Source organism: Bifidobacterium sp. H6bp9, assembly GCF_032193695.1.
In the GTDB taxonomy this organism is placed as follows: Bacteria; Actinomycetota; Actinomycetes; order Actinomycetales; family Bifidobacteriaceae; genus Bombiscardovia; species Bombiscardovia kimbladii.
Map to the genome: position 1 here is coordinate 54,106 of NZ_JASTZY010000003.1, position 16,808 is coordinate 70,913.

Annotated in this window: 16 protein-coding genes; 7 read left to right on the forward strand and 9 right to left on the reverse strand. The window is 61.0% G+C overall.

Annotation, left to right across the window (positions count from 1 at the left end; translation table 11 throughout):
• Window positions 1-128: 128 nt before the first annotated feature.
• Window positions 129-1,928, forward strand: coding sequence for an AIPR family protein (locus tag QRX40_RS05225; protein WP_313836792.1), 1,800 nt, complete (start codon window positions 129-131; stop codon window positions 1,926-1,928).
• Between the two features lie 88 nt (window positions 1,929-2,016).
• Here the strand turns inward: QRX40_RS05225 and QRX40_RS05230 are convergent, their stop codons facing one another.
• The 3 genes from QRX40_RS05230 to QRX40_RS05240 are packed head-to-tail and all read right to left on the reverse strand — an operon-like array spanning window position 2,017 to window position 4,248.
• Window positions 2,017-3,033: a peptidoglycan amidohydrolase family protein gene (locus tag QRX40_RS05230; RefSeq protein WP_313836793.1), complete on the reverse strand. Its 1,017-nt coding sequence runs from the start codon at window positions 3,031-3,033 to the stop codon at window positions 2,017-2,019.
• Between the two features lie 35 nt (window positions 3,034-3,068).
• Entirely contained in the window at window positions 3,069-3,956 is an 888-nt protein-coding gene (locus QRX40_RS05235) for a hypothetical protein (protein WP_313836794.1), read from the reverse strand.
• A 25-nt stretch (window positions 3,957-3,981) separates the two neighbouring features.
• Complete coding sequence (locus QRX40_RS05240) at window positions 3,982-4,248, reverse strand: hypothetical protein (RefSeq protein WP_313836796.1); 267 nt, start codon at window positions 4,246-4,248, stop codon at window positions 3,982-3,984.
• 167 nt (window positions 4,249-4,415) lie between these two features.
• Between QRX40_RS05240 and QRX40_RS05245 the strand changes: the two genes are divergently transcribed.
• The 6 genes from QRX40_RS05245 to QRX40_RS05270 all read left to right on the forward strand — a co-directional run bounded on the left by QRX40_RS05245 (window position 4,416) and on the right by QRX40_RS05270 (window position 10,120).
• Window positions 4,416-4,721, forward strand: coding sequence for a hypothetical protein (locus tag QRX40_RS05245; RefSeq protein WP_313836797.1), 306 nt, complete (start codon window positions 4,416-4,418; stop codon window positions 4,719-4,721).
• A 13-nt stretch (window positions 4,722-4,734) separates the two neighbouring features.
• Window positions 4,735-6,882 (forward strand): DNA topoisomerase, encoded by a 2,148-nt coding sequence (locus QRX40_RS05250; RefSeq protein ID WP_313836799.1) that lies wholly within the window; start codon window positions 4,735-4,737, stop codon window positions 6,880-6,882.
• Window positions 6,883-6,967: 85 nt separating this feature from the next.
• On the forward strand, window positions 6,968-7,324 hold the full coding sequence (locus tag QRX40_RS05255; protein WP_313836801.1) for a hypothetical protein: 357 nt from the start codon (window positions 6,968-6,970) through the stop codon (window positions 7,322-7,324).
• Window positions 7,325-7,541: 217 nt separating this feature from the next.
• A complete protein-coding gene (mobC, locus tag QRX40_RS05260; RefSeq protein ID WP_313836803.1) occupies window positions 7,542-7,961 on the forward strand; it encodes a plasmid mobilization relaxosome protein MobC in 420 nt (139 codons plus the stop codon).
• Between the two features lie 70 nt (window positions 7,962-8,031).
• A complete protein-coding gene (locus QRX40_RS05265; protein ID WP_313836805.1) occupies window positions 8,032-8,772 on the forward strand; it encodes a Fic family protein in 741 nt (246 codons plus the stop codon).
• A 40-nt stretch (window positions 8,773-8,812) separates the two neighbouring features.
• Window positions 8,813-10,120 (forward strand): relaxase/mobilization nuclease domain-containing protein, encoded by a 1,308-nt coding sequence (locus QRX40_RS05270; protein ID WP_313836807.1) that lies wholly within the window; start codon window positions 8,813-8,815, stop codon window positions 10,118-10,120.
• Here QRX40_RS05270 and QRX40_RS05275 read toward each other — a convergent pair.
• The 6 genes from QRX40_RS05275 to QRX40_RS05300 all read right to left on the reverse strand — a co-directional run bounded on the left by QRX40_RS05275 (window position 10,110) and on the right by QRX40_RS05300 (window position 16,792).
• The gene (locus QRX40_RS05275) at window positions 10,110-11,201 is read right to left on the reverse strand and encodes a hypothetical protein (RefSeq protein WP_313836809.1); all 1,092 of its coding nucleotides are present in this window, start codon (window positions 11,199-11,201) and stop codon (window positions 10,110-10,112) included. The genes QRX40_RS05270 and QRX40_RS05275 overlap by 11 nt on opposite strands.
• On the reverse strand, window positions 11,191-12,084 hold the full coding sequence (locus QRX40_RS05280) for a DUF4913 domain-containing protein (RefSeq protein ID WP_313836811.1): 894 nt from the start codon (window positions 12,082-12,084) through the stop codon (window positions 11,191-11,193). The genes QRX40_RS05275 and QRX40_RS05280 overlap by 11 nt, the downstream gene beginning before the upstream one ends.
• Complete coding sequence (locus tag QRX40_RS05285) at window positions 12,047-13,855, reverse strand: TraM recognition domain-containing protein (protein ID WP_313836813.1); 1,809 nt, start codon at window positions 13,853-13,855, stop codon at window positions 12,047-12,049. Before QRX40_RS05285 ends, QRX40_RS05280 begins: the two co-directional genes overlap by 38 nt.
• 85 nt (window positions 13,856-13,940) lie before the next feature.
• Window positions 13,941-14,489 carry a hypothetical protein gene (locus tag QRX40_RS05290; RefSeq protein WP_313836815.1) on the reverse strand — a complete coding sequence of 183 codons (549 nt, stop codon included), beginning with the start codon at window positions 14,487-14,489 and terminating at the stop codon, window positions 13,941-13,943.
• 101 nt (window positions 14,490-14,590) lie between these two features.
• Window positions 14,591-15,232: a hypothetical protein gene (locus QRX40_RS05295; protein WP_313836817.1), complete on the reverse strand. Its 642-nt coding sequence runs from the start codon at window positions 15,230-15,232 to the stop codon at window positions 14,591-14,593.
• A gap of 42 nt (window positions 15,233-15,274) precedes the next feature.
• Window positions 15,275-16,792 carry an ATPase gene (locus QRX40_RS05300; protein ID WP_396184417.1) on the reverse strand — a complete coding sequence of 506 codons (1,518 nt, stop codon included), beginning with the start codon at window positions 16,790-16,792 and terminating at the stop codon, window positions 15,275-15,277.
• Between the last annotated feature and the right edge of the window lie 16 nt (window positions 16,793-16,808).

A 16,808-nucleotide genomic window follows, 5' to 3' on the forward strand; every position in this document is an offset into this window, starting at 1 on the left:
TAACGAGCAAGCAGATGAACGTAGACCGGGTGATTTGATAATTCGGTCTGCTTTGTTAAAATATGTATATCTATAAGTTTGGAATAGCGTAATTCCTTTCTGACTGTGATTTCATAAAGGACATGAAAATGGGAAGAACCAAGCGGTTACCTGACGAAGAAGTTGCATATAATTACTTTAAAGCAGTGCTAAAAGAGAATAATCAGGATTGCACAGGGCAAGAAGAAGACCAAGCTTTTGAGTCGTTTTCTGCTCATTTGGTACTTAAGGGGTTTTCTTTACCATATACGGATGTTGAAGACGGAATCGTCGGAGGTCATGAGGATGGGGGCATTGATTCTCTGTATGCATTGCTCAATGGTCAATTACTGTCCAATGGTTCCCTCGGCGAAATAGATACTCATTTTCTGTCTAAGCGGACGCCTCTTGATCTGTACTTTATTCAATCAAAGAACAGCTTTTCTTGGAGAGCCGACGTTTGGCCGAAAATGGGTTCCGCGTTGAAGTTAATGCTCAGTGACCTCTCGCAGAGCTCTAATCTGCATAAGCTAGAAAAGAGCGGATTTAGTGATGTCATAAAAAGGTTCGCAATCAATTTGAACGAGACGCGGCATGCCCTAGATGGCGTTATGCCTTTAATGCGAGTTCATTGTATTTATGTCTCATTTGCATCACGTAGCAAGCTTTCGGATCTGGCTCTCTCTAGAGGAGACATATTAAGAAATGCAGTTAAGAAGTTACTGCCAACAGATTCTGTAGTCGAAGTGGACTATTGGGATTGTATACAAATTGTCCGAGCTGGATCACAATCTGCTAATCACAAGGTTACGTTGCATATATACGACCAAGCCATAATAGAAAATGATCTAAAAGGAAATGGGAATGGGAAGAAACCCAAAAACTTTGTCGCTTTGGTTACGTTAGAGAACTATTTGAATTTCATTCAAAAAAAGGGCGGTAACGGAATCGATGATGATATGTTCGAAGAGAATGTTAGGGGTTATGCAGGTCATGCGGTTGATGTTAATAAAGCGATTCAGAAAACGCTGACAAGGGACAGCGATACACATTTTTGGTGGCTAAATAACGGAATCACTATTTTGGCAGATGAAACTTATGACAATACCAATACAGAGTGGGTTATAGAAAATCCTCTGATAGTTAATGGGTTGCAAACCTCTTATACCCTCTATGATGCGTTTGCTGAGAAAACGATAACTGCAAAACGACTCCAAGAATATTTATTAGTGCGAGTAATAACCAGCAAAGACGAAGGAATAAGACAAGATATCATAACAGGTACAAACAACCAGAACTCTATTCAAAAGCTGCAGCTTCATGCAAATGATGAGTTACAAATTCGAATCGAAAACTATTTGTCTGGTTATGGTTGGTATTATGAGCGGAGGAAATACCAATATAAGAATAGTCACAAGCCTCAACGTAGGATAAGGAATTTAACTGAGCTAAGTCAAGCTGTTATGGCTTACAGGCTTCTTGAACCTGATCAGGCAAGAGCTCGTCCTACGACTTTTCTGAATAAAAGTGGAGGTAAAGGTTGGGATTTGGTTTTCCCTGAGGATGTAGATATTACTTTGTATTTAAAAGCTCTGCAAGTGCAGGATAAGGTGGATACTTTCTTGAAAACTCCTGAAGCGCTGAATATATCATCTGATTCAACAAACGCCCGATTCTATTTGAATTCATGCTATTCTTTGCAGAGCTCGAATGTAAATAGTATAGATGCCTATAAGCGGTTACGGGTTTCATCTTTAAAAGATGATCCAACTGACAGTGTTCTTAAACAGCTGTTACAAAAATTTGTGAAAGTATCAAAGAATTTCGATTCTTCTACAATGAAAAACGATCAGCTTTACAAAAGTACCGAGTTTAGAGACAAACTCTTTGAAGAGATACTGAACGGTTAACTTGATGTTCTGCTATGTCGGCGTCCTTTATATCGCATATGGGGGCTGAAGGAACAGCGGGGGCATAGCACCCCCCATATTTGTAACTTCAGTACCAGTTGTGGGAAAGCCAGAAGCTCTTGGCGCCACAAGGATTGTTGTACCGACCCTGGATATAACCCAGCCCCCAGGTAATCTGAGTAGTCGCGTTCTCATGCCAGTCCGCACCAGCCGACGCCAGCTTGTTCGCCGGCAGCGCCTGCGGTATCCCATAAGCACCGGACGAAGGGTTCTCTGCATTCCACCGCCACCCCGACTCATGGTCCCACACCCACACCAGGCATTCGTACTGGTCATCACCCCAACCCTTGACCGGAAGCATCGACCTGGCGATCTGCTTCGCCTGCTCCGGGCTCGCATGCGTGCCGTCGGTCGACACTGCAATCGCCGAAGTCGTCGATGAGGACGCACACTGCCACATCATCCTGCCGCCCTTGCCCTGACTATTCGACCTGGCCGGCACCGTGGTGTTCATCGACCCCGTGTACCGATAGGCCTCCGTCATTCCCGGTGAGGTGGGCCCCACACCGATCTCCTCGTTGGCCCCTGAACCCTGATCTCCCGGCCGGCCATCCTCGATGCCGCTCGGGAACGCATGCCTGGCGCCCACGAAACTGCCACCGCCACGATAGATCTCAGTATGGGCCGCAGGGTTCACGACGATGTCCCCCCGTTGCAGAGACTTGGCCGCGTCGGCCATGTTCCCGCTCCAGGAGAAATGCGTGAACCCCATGCTCTCTAATATCGGCCCCATGTTGAACGTCGTGAACGGCCAGCCATCACCGACCGGGAAACCGGCATGCTTGATCGCAAACCAGTCCAGGCTCGAACAGTCGTAATCATGCTCCGAGTTGCGACGGGCCTGGCTGTACCCGTGAGACTGATCAGCTGCAATACTCTCCGCCCACGAGACATACGCCTCAATCGTTGGATTGGGTGAACGCCCCACATCCCCGGCCGCGACCACAGAAGCGCCTCCGGACTTCTTGCATCCCGCGAGGAAGTCCAACACATCCAAAGGGGAACACGCCGACAGGATCAGCAGGGTCAGGACAGAGACCAGCATCGCCACCGGCCTTCGGGCCGTCCGCCACCGTCGGCTCATTGCGCTGTCCCAGAGCTGCCGGAAACCAGCCAATACGGGTTCTGACCGGATACGGCGACATCAACGACGTAACAGGGCGTCTGCCTCGTCCCGTAGGGCAGCATCCCTGCACCCATCGGCGTGTACGGGTGACGCGCGTCATCGGGACCCTCGTTGCCCTCGCGATCCAGATGCACGCTCCTGACGCTGGCCGGGCAAAACGACGTCACCGCCCAAACGCCATCATCCATCGGCACATATAGGGTGTCGTACCCGACACGGACGATTGACTGAGGATCCGTCCGGGAATCGACCTGCATGCCCTCCGGCACCGGGAATGCCGTTTCGCCCAAGTATCCATTCGACAACACCATCGCATCACCCGCAGGCCGATCCCAGGTGTCCCCCTGGCAGGATGGGGCGGCCGTCGCCGAACCAGAAAGAGGCTGGTTGCATATCTTGGCCGGCGTGTACCGGCGCTGGGTCAGCCACCAGCGGGGCGCATCACCCGCAGGACGGGCCTGCCCGGACGGGTCGGGGCGGATCACCTCGGATCTCTTCTTCGCATACGCGGAGTCATCGGACTTCGGATCCAAAGTCGCGTCAAGCGCCTTCAACGCCGCACCCGCCGGACCGAAACCATCATCCCTGACGACAGCATTCCCTGTCTTTGACTTGACCCGCATGCTACGCCACTGGCCATCTACCGGGATGCCGGCCGCATCAAGCCCCGGCCCGTCCAACGAGTAACCGCGGCCCTTCCTCCCGGTATCCCCGGAGTGGGACGCGACGGGCTCCGACCCGTCCCTGCCATGCACCTGCTGGTTGACCATCAGCCCCCCAAACACCACGGCGAACATCACGACCACCAACACGATCCAGCCCCGGACCGGCAAGAGATCCATCCACCCTCCACGCCGGCCGGCCCTTCTACTCTTCGCCATGACCCGCCCCTGCCCCCGCCTCGGCGAGCCTCGCGATCGTGGACTTCCTGACCGCATCCAGGTCCCTTTTCGTCACCAGGGATCGGGCCGATTCAAGAGCCGCCTCGCACTCCTTCTCCCGTTCGGCCAGGGCACGTTGTGCCTCATCCACCGCCACCAGGGCAGTGATGTATGCGGTCATCGCATCGTCGCGCGCCTCCCGGTCGGCCTTCATGTCGGCCATCACGCCACGCAGTATGTCTCTTTTCTTCATGCTTCGGATCCTTTCGCAATGCACAAGGAAAGAGTCTCACGGATCCGCGCACAAGTAGGGGGACAGGAAGGCCTTGGAAACCCTCCCTGCCGTCCCCCTACTTTGCGGCCGAACCGGAACAGAATGGGACCTGCATCTAGCGCATCTAACCAACAAAAGGAGAACGCATGAACACCATCACCGCCGCCGGCATTACTCCGGACAATGGCATCGGAAAGCTGATCCACAGCCTCGTCTACATGCCCAACTGGCTCCAGGTCACCATCGTCCTCGGTGGCGCCGCCGTGGTCCTCCTCCTCTGGAGACTGGACACCAGGAACCGGATCGATCCCGAAACCGGGGAACCAGGAACGAACGGGACACTCCATATCATCTTCCGAATCCTGATTGTCGTTATCACCCTGATGGTCATTGCCACCCTGCTCGCAGTGCTTGCGGGCACCTTCCTGATCACCGTCAACCGGACCTTCTGAAGGAGGACGCGACATGCAACTCATCATCGCCGAGAAACGCAGCGTAGCACTGGCCATTGCCCAGGCACTCCCCGGCCCGACGACCAGGAGGGACGGGTACATCTCCGCCGGCGGCAAAATCATATCCTGGGCGCAAGGCCACCTGGTCGAACTGGACATGCCCGAACAGTACAAAGGCCGCCCCTGGGCGACAGGTGCATGGCGCATCGAGGACCTGCCCATCGACCCTGGTGATGACTGGCAATGGCATGTCGGCACAGGGAAAGGGGAGGGGCAACAGTACCGTGTCCTTGCCAACCTCGTGCGCAGGAAAGACACCGAACTGATCATCAACGCCTGCGATCCAGACCGGGAAGGCGAAGCCATCTTCCGTAGGATCATCCACAAGGCGGGATGCACGAAGCCCGCCAAACGCCTCTGGGTGGCATCGCTGGACGAGAAAGCCATCACCGGGGCGTTCACGCACATGCATGACGAAAGCTGCTACAACGGGCTCGCAGATGCGGCCGATGCAAGAGCCAAGGCTGACTGGCTGGTGGGCATGAACGCATCACGCGCCTACACGATCTTGTACGGCCGGAGGATGAGCGTCGGCCGCGTGCAGACTCCCACTCTCGCTCTGGTCGCCGACCGGGACCGGCAGATCCGCGACCATGTGGCCAAACCCTACTGGACCGTACAGGTGGACATGGGCACCTACACGCTCAACAGCGAGCGGCTGGATAGCAGGGACAAAGCACAAAACCTGCTAGCCTCCGCCGTGTCCGAAGGATTCGACATCGAGGACGTCGCCCGCACCAGGGAGAGGACGGCCCCGCCCCGACTCTACGACCTGACCGGCCTGCAGAAGGACATGAACAAGACCTCGGGGATGACGGCAGCCGCCACCCTCAAAGCGATGCAAGCCCTCTACGAGGCCCAGCTCGTCACCTATCCACGCACCGACAGCCAGTACATCACCCACGACGATCTGGACAGCTTGCGCAATCTGACGGCCACCGGAAGACTCGTCGAAGGGTTCGTCGACAAACGGCCCGAAACCACGGAACCCGAGCTCGTCGTAAACGACGGCATGGTGCAGGGGCACACAGCCATCCTGCCCACGACCAGACTCGACGCGGCCGCACTCGACCACCTAGACCAGGACCAGAAGCAGGTGGCCGTCAGGATCGTCCGGCGCATGTGGGAGGCCACTGGCGCCCCATACGTGCACGACCACACCGAGGTCAAAGCGCACGCCCGCACGCGGGAGGACATCATTTTCACCGCCACCACGGACACACCGGTCGAGCAGGGCTGGCACGCCATCGACCCCAGCTTGCACCACCGGAACAATAACGAAGGCCGGCAGGAGATCATCCCGGACAACCTGACGGCCGGCATCCACGCGGACACCCCATGGGATCCAAACAACAGCGTCGGCAAGGTCGCGGAGGGCAGGACATCCCCGCCCAAACGATTCACCGAGGCCACCCTCCTGGCAGCCATGGAACATGCCAGCAGATTCGTCGAAGAGGACCACCTCAAGCAGGCCCTCGATGACGACGAAACCCACTCCGGCGGCATAGGAACCCCCGCCACCAGGGCGACCATCATCGAGAAACTGGTCAGCTCAGGCTATATAACCCGGCACGGCAAAACCCTCGAAAGCACACCCGAGGGGCGAATACTCGTGGACGTCGTAGCCAAGGAACTCACCGACGTGAAGACCACGGCAGACTGGGAGGAGACGTTCACCCGCATCGAACGCAGCGAACAGAGCGAGGACGAGTTCATGCGACGGATTCGCACATACGTCGCCCGGATCCCGAACCAGGCTCGCGCCCACCTCGACACCCGCCATGTCAACAGGCACCCAGAATCGGAGACCTACGGCACTTGCCCGCGATGCGGGGCTCCCGTCATCCGGAGGGGCAAAACCTGGATCTGCTCCACCAACCAGCGCGAACGCCGCGCCGACGGCAGCTGGGTGCAGACCAGGGGATGCGGATGGCGGATGTTCACCCTGATAGCAGGCAAGACCCTCACCGACCGCCAGTGCCGCCGACTCTTGAACGGCAGACCCGTCAAAGTCTCAGGACTCAAAAGCAGGAAAGGAACCAAGTTCAGCGCCACCCTGCGCCTCGACAAGGACAGGGGAGTGGCCATGAGCTTTAAATGACCATGCAGGAAACACGCCCCACCGGGTGCAGGAACACCGCACCCTGGGGGCTTGAGAACAGCCCCTACGACCAACAGGAACAGCAATGAACAAGACCCGCACCATGACCATCCACATGCCAGCCGACATCCTTGACCGGACCAGGCGAAGCGCCGCCGCAAACGGCACGACCATGGCCGCATGGGTCCGTGGCCTGGTCGAAGCACAGCTCGGCATAGAACACATCAAGGACCAGGACGGCCGCCTCGCCGACGACGGCCACCCCATCGATACCGGCACCATGCCACGCCAGCCCATCAACTGGAGAGGGCAGGACAAAGCGACCCTGAAGGTCAGGCTCACCCCCGACCAGGGGCGGGCCGTCGACCTGCTGTGCGAACGCTTCGGCCTATCCCGCAGCGCCCTCGTCCGATCACTCGCGGAGGTCCAACCAGAACCATGAGAGTACAAAGGGTACAGAGGGTACAGAGAGCACAAAGAGCACAAAGGGTACAGAAACCAGAGCGGAGCAAGCTAGATGAATCGTATATACGATTCAAGCTTGACCCCACGTCCCGCCCTCCTACAGAGGGCGTGACTGTCTACCCGAGGGCCGAAGGCCAAACAAGCCGGCATAATACGCCGGCCGACCAGGGAAAAGCATCCGGAAAGGGGCGACGATGAGCCAGGGCAGGCACGGCCTGACCAGGAGCGGCGCCGTCCGGACACGCGCCAAGGCGGCCACCCCCAGGACCAGACTCCTGACGATCAGGGTCAACCAGGACGAGCTCGACGAACTCCACCGACAGTCGAAGACCAGCGGGCGCAGCATCGCCAGCATCCTCATGGGTGGCCGGCGAGACCTGGGGCCAGGCCGCCACCGCGAGGAGGGAAACGACGCCGAGGCGTTTGAGCTCGCACGCATCCGTATGGAGATCCACCGCATCGGCGTCAACGTCAACCAAGTAGCCCACCTAGTCAACGCCAGGCTCGAAGCCGACCCAGACCAGGTCGCCGACATGGCGGGCGCCACCAGGCGCATCAAAGAACTGCTCGCCAGGGTCGAAGCCTGGCCGCACAATCCAACACAAGCCGGCTGAGAACAGCCGATACGAAACACGGCCGGCATGAGAGAATCGAACCAGGACGGGAACGGAAGGAAGCACACCCATGAGCGGCCAAAAAACACTGAGCACCAAACAACTCGCCGGGCTGCTGTACTCGATGGGACGCACGTTCGACGGGCTCCAGTCGACCTTCATGGCCACCGAGGAGTTCCTGCGCACGGGCAACCCCAAGGTCGTCAACTCGAAAGCCGACTACAACCTCCTGCTCGATCTCCGGCAGGCCGCGGAGCACACCCTCCATTACGACTACGCACACCACCCGATCGACCTTGAGTACGTGAAGAGCATCAACGCGCAACTGACCAGGACCGCATCCATGGAACCCGGCAAGCTGCGCGACGAGCACACCCCCGTCATGGTCAACACTCCTCTGGGCAGGTACGAGCCCCCCACACCCGACCCGGAAGCCATCTCCACCCTGATCGACAACGCCACCAGGAGAGGGACTGGCGACGACCTGGACGGGGCCGTCCGCCTGTTCGCCGGCCTGGCCAAGATGCAGCCGTTCGGCGACGGCAACAAAAGGACCGCGCTCCTCGCTGCCAACGGCCTGCTGATCGCCGGCGGGAACAGTAACCCGCTCACCGTGCCCACCAGCGACAAGGACCGCACCTGGTTCAACCGGGAGCTGGCCGCCTACTACCTCAACAACGACCAGACCATCATCAGCCACCTGGCCTCATGGAACAGACAGCAGACCGGCCGCGAGGAGGATCACGCCGACACCCTGTTCCAGATTCCCGACCAGGCGCTCGGGAACCACCAGGGCGGCCCCACCCTGTAAGTCCCCCCACCTTCGGCCGGACCGTGCCGAGAATGGTGGGATGATACCGAACATCACCAGGGGCTCCGACCCGGCCGGCCTGCTCAGATACCTCTTCGGCCGGGGACGCTCAAACGAACACAGCGACCAGCACATGGTGTGCGCCAGCCCCGCCATCACCGACTGCTTCGACCTCGACGGGCGGCCGACGACCCCCTTCAGCCGGATCGCGTACGAGCTCGACAAGTGGTACCGCCGCCTGGCACAGGACGGGCAGTCCATGCCGCCAGACATGCGAGGCAGGAGGAACCCCGGCCGCAAAGCCGGCAAGAACCGCATCTGGCACTGCTCGCTGGCCATCAAGGCCGGCCAGGGGATCATGGACGATCAACAGTGGCGCCAACTCGTCGAAGACTACCTGACCAGGATGGGTATACTCGACGACAGCGGAAGCGACGTCAGATGGGTGGCCGTCAGACACGGCCTCAGCAAGAACGGCAACGACCACGTCCACATCGTCGTCGACCTGGCCACATCAACGGGCTGGATCAACCCCTTCCATGACCGCATCCTCGCCCAGGACTCCTGCAGGGCCATGGAACGGGACAGGCCCGAGCTCACCACGCTCCTGGACGACCCAACACGATCCATGACCACATGGGAGTACCGCCAATGGAGACGCTGGGCCACATGGAAAGCCGAACACGACTGGACCGGCGCCGAACCGTTCGACTCGCTCGACGGCAGGACCAGGACCGCCCTCATCAACCAGGTGGCCGTCGACACCATGCCCAGGCTCTCCCTGTCCCGCCTGGTCGAGGCATGCGCCAGGACCTCCCGCAGCGAGGACGAGTTCATACGCCGCGTCAGACGAGAGGGCCTCATGATCGACCCCAGGCTGCGCAAAGGCGTCGGCAAGGGCGGGTTCATGTCGCCGGACCAGGTTGTGGGCTACCGAATCACATGGCGGTCCAGCGACGGATGGAAGGAGACCATCAACGCCCACTCCATGGGCGACGACATGACCCTTAGGCAGCTCCGGCGCGGCTGGCACGGGTCCGGCTTGGCCGCAGTCAGGGAATGGCGCGCATCCATGGAACACAGGAGGCCCGCCATCGACGATGGACGGGAAAAGGATCTCACGGACATCTCGGCCATGGACGTCACCCGCATCCTCGACAGGGCGTTCAGGGTGGCCATGAACGTCAGGGACACCCAGGGCGACGGTCCCGAGTACGAGAAGGCCATGAGCGAAGGGCTCAAGGAGCTGGGCCTGCTGGAACGCGACTATGGCATAGAAAAGGCGCCCATGTCCTTCGGCACGGACGCCCTGGCCGATCCCCGGGAGGAGCCCGGGCTCACACGCTGACGTGCACCCCCCGCCTGCTTCTCGACCGCATGGGCGCCTCGACCGGTTCCGTCAGTCCCTGGGCCTGCGCCGCCCGTCTGGCGGCCGCAACCTCCTGGGCGGGGCTCAGCTCGCCGAACACGTCCCCGCCGGCCCTGACATGCACCGGACCGGAAAGGGTCGACGGGGACGGCTCGTTCCCCATCGCGCCATCTGCCGACACGGCATCGGCATGATCAGACGCCAACACCTGCCCGGCCGTGGACGGATCCCGGTCGTCAGGTGACCCCTGTGGACCATTGGAGGCCGAGGCCGCCGCCACAGGCTCCTCCCTGCCGGGTTCGCGGGCATCCGCAGCATCCACCCCGGCGGGTTCCTGGATGGCTGGCACGCCCCGGCGCAACTGGTCCACCCGCGCATGCGGATCCGAGACCGGGCTCGTGAGCACCGCCTGGGCGAGCCGGTCATTGTCGATCCCATCCCAGGATCCGGTCAGTGTGGTGCTCACGCTGAAGGACTGGCCGTGATGCTCGCGGATGAACCCCTCCGCCTCGGAAGGGTTCACGAAGCTGACGGGCTCGATAACGGCCCCAGCGCGCTGGAACGCCTCCATCGTCGCGTCTAGGCCTTCCGACGGGCCCGTGGCCGTGATGGACACATGGTTGGCCAGCCCGTCCGCGAACTCGCTCACGGGCTGCTCGATGCCCCTCTGGGACCATTGACGCTCGATGAACGTCTTCGCGTCCGCCTTGTCCTTGATGAACCGCACATCGTCCATCTGGTCGGCCACCATCCAGGCCCTGGCCAGGTCGGCCGGCGACAGGCGAGCCGCGTCCTGCTGCACCGACGGGTTGAGGACGGTCGCCCTGAGCACGGAATCGAACCCCCTGTTCAGGGTCGCATGGTTCGACGACTTCCACGCCGCAAGCTGCCTTCTGTCGAAATCAAGCTGACGCGCCCTGGCCATCCTCTCCGAGGTGCGCTCCCTGCGCAGCATGCGCAGATCGCTGTCGATCCTCGTCGACGTCTGCCGCAGGGACTGCGCCACCGCCTGCCATGACTGGACCATGACACGGTCCAACTCATCCTCCTCAGAAGCCATCGGGGCCTCCTTCCTCCGGAACATCCGGTTCCTGCAGGCCCTCCTTGGGGCCGGCGCTCAGCACATGGAGTGTCTCCTGCCGCCATCCGGACGCCGGATGGTCGCACGGCAGAGGTTCACCCTGGACGGTCGTGGACTGTTCCGCGTTCAGGGAGGCCACGATGCCCGAATCCTTGTTCAGGATCAGCGACAGAAGCTGGAATGTCTGGAAATACCAGCCCTCCATGGCCCCGGGCCTGGCCCTGGCCGTCTCGTACCCCCTCCAGATTGAATCCAGGGGGAAGACCAGGGCCGGATAGCGGTACCAGTCCCGCACCCACTCGATGGGCTTCGTAGCGTTCTGGTGGAACGGGAACACGTTGGCCAGAAACTTTTCCACAAACTCCTCCAGATTCGGATAGAACGTGGTCTCCTCGTCGACCGGTTGGCCAAGCATCCCCTCGTCTACGGGTTCCTCCGGCAACGAGTCGGCGTCCATTCCTCCCGTATCCGGAGCGGGCTCACTCCCAAGGGGCTCCCGCCCCCCGTCCATGCCGTCAGGGGGATCCCCCGCAGGGGAGGGGATGCCGTGCCGCTCCATCTGCGCGTCGAGCGACATCTCCAGGAAGCTGATGCCTGCTGCCGCATGGCGACGGTAGATATCAAGCACCTCCCGGTAGTCGAAGTTCTCCCCCTCCGGATCCGGCACGGCATCGACGGCCGGCGAGGTCAGGGGCGCGGCAACAGCACCCTCAGGACCTGGGGGGCCGGCGGTCGACGGCTCCCGGTCCGTGGGCTCCGGCAAGGGTGCCTTATCCTCGATCGCGGACGGATCGCGAGATCTGTACCGCCCCGAAAGCGGGCTGTCATGCGGCAGGGGCTTGAACTGACGTGGCGCTGGCATTGTCCGCGCTCCTTTCGTTTCGTGTCTTCGTTTTCTGCAGGGCCATCCACCTGGCATTCGTAGTCCATGGCCGGGTATCGACGATCTGGGAGCGGCACTGCGAAGCCTGGACCAGGGCACGGCCGACCGGCCATTCCGCCAGCCTCGACACCGTGAGTATGTCATCGGACTGGACGCTGCGCTGCACGCTTCTCTTGCCCCCCGCAGTGTCGCTCAGACTGCTCCTCAACAGTTCGTACCGGCCGATCTGATCGGACAGGTCCTTCAGGAACTTGGTGTCGCTGATGCCGCCCAAATACACCTTGACGTTCGCATTGTCATACAGGGACCTGAAGCTCGTCTCGCCGAACGCACCAGCACCCTGCGACGGGTTCTGCCAGATCGTCATGATCGGTATGCCGGCCGAACCGAAATACGAGTAGATGTCGCTGAGCTCCGGCCACCTGCAGATGTTGGCCGCCTCATCGAGCACGCAGCACAACGGCACCGGCAGGCGCCGGTTGTTGTCCTGGAACTCGCTCTGCGCACGGGTGAACGCCGAGAACGCCACCATAGCCGTCAGTGAGGCGGTCAGCGCCGTCGACGGCCGACCCTGCTGGCTGAGCAGGTAGAGGCTGTCCTCGCTGGTGGCGAAGTCGTACGCATCGAACCTCGGTCGGGTGTCCCCGGGAGGCGCATAGATCCAATCCAGGATCGCGGGGTCCGCCAGGAACGACACCATCCGGGCAAACGACCCATACACGCCTGACCTGGTCTCCGGGGTGAGGCCGATGACCCCGTTGATGCGGTCCGCCACCAAGCCCCAGCCAGCCTGCGAGAGGATGTCGGCCGGCGTGGAGTCACGCTCATTGGAGGCCCATTTGAACACATCAGCCACCGATCGCTCGCCCACGGCCGCAGCGAACAGGCAGTCGGCAAGCTGTTGGGTGGCCGAACCGGTAAAGTAGTCGTTGCCACCGTCCTCAGGCTGTCCGGATGCGTACCGCCAGCACGCCGCGATCCGCTGGGCATCCGACATGTCGGAGATGGACCCGATGATGTCCCACACCCAGGGAGCCTTCTTCAAGCCCGGATCGACGATGTGCTCCGGATCAAACACCCAGCACCGGCCCCTGGGGTGGTCATGCATGCGCACTGGCATCGTCACATCCACGATGTCGCCCTTGTTGGACGTGGCCAGCAGTGGACCAGGCGCGCTCAGGCACGCGGGTATCGCGTAGCACAGGGATTTACCCGTCCTGGGGCCGGCCAGTACGATGGCCATGTCCTCCCAGGACGTCGAGATCGGGTCATGGCTGACATGGTTGACGCCCAGGGGATACCCCGGCGCCATCCGCGACCCGTCATAGCCGCGCACCAGCCGTTCCGCCATCTGACGGGCATGCGGCAGGGAAACCTTCTCGACCGCCTGTCCGAAACCCATCGACTTCGCGTACGCGTCCACCCTCGTGGCCCCCTTGGCGACGACTCGGCCCCGGTCGCCGCCGGGGCCGAACCAGCGCATGGCCAGGCGGATCACCAGCATCAGGGCGGCCGAAAGAACCACCATGACGGCCAACGGCACCAGAACCGCCGCCCCCGCTTCCCACCGGCCGGTGGCCAGGTAGATGATGGCGCCCATAGTAAACTGGTGCCCATCGAACGTGCAGGCCAGGCCCGTCAGAGCCATCAGCACGGCGACCACGCCGAGCAGCGCAAGCTTGGCCTGGCTGGATGTATGAAGCGTCGCCGCAGGATCCTTGATCCGGTTCGTCTCAAGACGTTGTCTCATATGCACCTCCCGTGAAACCGGCTTAAAGCCGATAAAGGGCCCGGATGCCATGAAGGTCTCCGGGCCCACTCGATGCGCCGATGTCTCAGCGTACAAAACCAGCTTGCTGGCCAGCCTGCTGAGGGTTGAAACCGGTTTGCGCCTGAACCCCGTACCCGTCGTATGGATCCTGGTAGCCCTGGTCTGCGGTCTGATGCCGGGTTGCAGTGGCCGCCGCCGTCGAGGCGTACTGGTTCTGCGGGGTCCCGCCCTTCAGGGCTTGCGAGGTTACACGCATGGAATCGAGGCACACGGTGTCGCCTATTATGACGTTGCGCGCCCGGATCTTCCCATCGCGGGTGGTGAACGCCTCAGGCTCGCCCAGGCTGCCCGCCACGCACACCGGATCGCCCTTGTGGAAGTTGGAGGCGTTCACCAGTTCGGCGTCACGGCCGAAGAACTTCACGCTCACCTTCTCAGGGCCCTTGGGCGAATCGGCCCAGGACCCGTCCGGCTGCTGAACTCGGTGGTTCTGGTACACCTGTAGTTCGGCGAACGCCTTCTTTGCCGGCGAATCGGCCGTGGGCTCCCGGGCCGCCATGTATGTCGGGTCCGCTGCGAGATTGCCTCGCATGGTCTGCATCATTGCTGGCATATTGACTCCTTTTCTGGATGGATGCTACTTCTTTCGACTGCACTTTCTATTCAACCCAACAGGTGCGGGCAAGTAGGGGGACGGGCACAGTCCAGTCCGTCTCATCTGGCGAGCGTGCCGGCCCCGTATGACCACGGCAGCTCCATGCTCGAGCGCCCATACCCGGCGGAATCGGATCCGGAGGCGGGCCAGGTTTGCAGATCCTCTGCTGACGGGCCATACGCCGAAGGGTCTTCGTGTAAACGCTCGTTGATGGTCACGAACGGATCCACATCGGGGCTGCCTGATGTCCATCCCAGGCCGTCGCCGGGGAACTGGTGTTCGTCTGTGCCCGCGTCGTACTCGTAGACGACATGGTCGTCCGGCGCCAGGATGCTGTACGTCTGACGGTCCTCCGAGAGGCCGGCCGTCCAGCCTTCGGGCAGGCTGGCGCTCCATCTCGAAACCAGGGCAGCCGCTTCCCGGAGTCCGCTTTTTAGGCTGTCAAGGTTCTCGTTGATGTATTCATGGGCGGCGTCGAAGCAAACCCTGGGTCGCTCGCCATCCGGATCGGCCCGGAAGGCTGCGGATATCGTGGCTTGCTCGACGTACGGCTGCAGATCCTCCTTCAGATCCCCGCTCCTGTCATCAAACCCCTCTTCGGCCATGGTCAGCAGCGCCCGGCTGACGCAGTCTGCGCCCTTCGGGTCCTCGCGCATGAACCTGGCCAGAGCATGTGCCCTGTTTTCGTTTTCCTCCTGCATGATATTTCACTCCTTTGTTGGATAGTTCATCTATTCGTTCAGCTACTCATGCCATTTCTGGTTGGTGTCGTTGAACCCGGAGAGCTCCAGGTCGCACAGCCTCAGGTTGAAGGCGATCCCGGGCAGGCCGCCTATCTTGATGAGGAACTTGCCGCGTCCCTTCCTTGCGGCCTGCGACTGGTAAGACACGGGCGTGGTCCAATCGGAGAGCAGGTCCTCCTCGCGTTGGAAGATCTGAAGCCCTGATTCCTTGCGTAGATACTTGTCGACCTCCGAGCTGGTGAGGGCGCCCAGGATCTTTATGGCGCTGCGCTCCACGAAGCCACGCGCCTTGTTGTTCTGGTCCTCGGTGGCCATGGACAGCAGGTCGGCGAATGTGTGGGTGATCATGATCTGGCCGAACCCCCACTGACGGTTCAGCCTGGTCAGGAGGTCGAACTTGTCGACCATGAGCGGGCTGGAGCGCAGCGCCCGGTGCATCTCGTCCAGGACCATGACATGCACCCTCTTCGGCTCCAAGCCCGCTTCGGCCAGCAGGTCGGCCGCGTTCTTCGCGGCGAAGGCGCTAGACCAGGTGGTGGCAAGAACGGCGGCCACCACCGCGTCCTCAGCGCCGGCAAGGGAATGGATGTCGTAACAGACCGGCCGGGACACGTCGATCGAGTCGCTGGTCTGCTGGCAGAACATGCCCCCGAACTTGCCGTTCGGGTTGGCCAGGCCGTTGAGGGAGGCGATCAGGCTGTGCGTCTCCTTACGATAGATCTCATCATCCTCGGGATCCTCGAAGGTGGCTGCCGACCGCAGCTCGTTCTTCACCGAGCCGGGAGGGTTGGCTATCAGATCCCGCAGATCAGCGATGATCGGGGGCCGCTTGTCGTTCTTGGTCTTCTCGTACAGCACCTTCAGGGCCGTTGACAGCACGTTCGACTCCACGTCGCTGAGCGAACCCCCTGTCGACTGCCGCATGATGCCGATGATCACCTCGATGCCTGAGAGACGCCGGTTGTGGTAGTCCTCCATAAGGTCATCCCGCAGGGTGCCGTTCAGCAGCTTCAGCTTGGAATGCACGTCGCCAGGGTCAAGCAGATTCACCGACCCTTGGTGAGTGCCAAGGGAGATGACCTGGCCATTGAGCAGACGGATCAGCTCCGTGTACTCACCCTTCAGGTCCCCGGGGATGATCGCGCTGACTCCCATCGCCGACATGCCCCACACAAGCCGGCGGACCAGGGTGCTTTTGCCGATGGCGGGTAGGCCGAGCACGAACATGCTCGGCTGAGACACGATGCCGTCCCGGAACCAGGAGATGGGATCACAGCAGACGGCCGCGCCGTTCCCCCGAAGCTGTCCCAGCGGCACCCCCGACACGGGCAGCACCATGTCAGTCGAGAACGGCCAGAACCCTCCCGACACCTGACTGGACACCCCGAAGAACTCATCGACCTGCGGCAGTTTGCCCGCCCACCCTCCGTTGGGCCTGTAATATCCCCGGAAACCTGGCTTGGCGGGCTTCCTCGGCCTCACCGGCCGTGGGATGGCGTGGCCATCCTCCGGATCCATCTCGGACCGTCCCCGT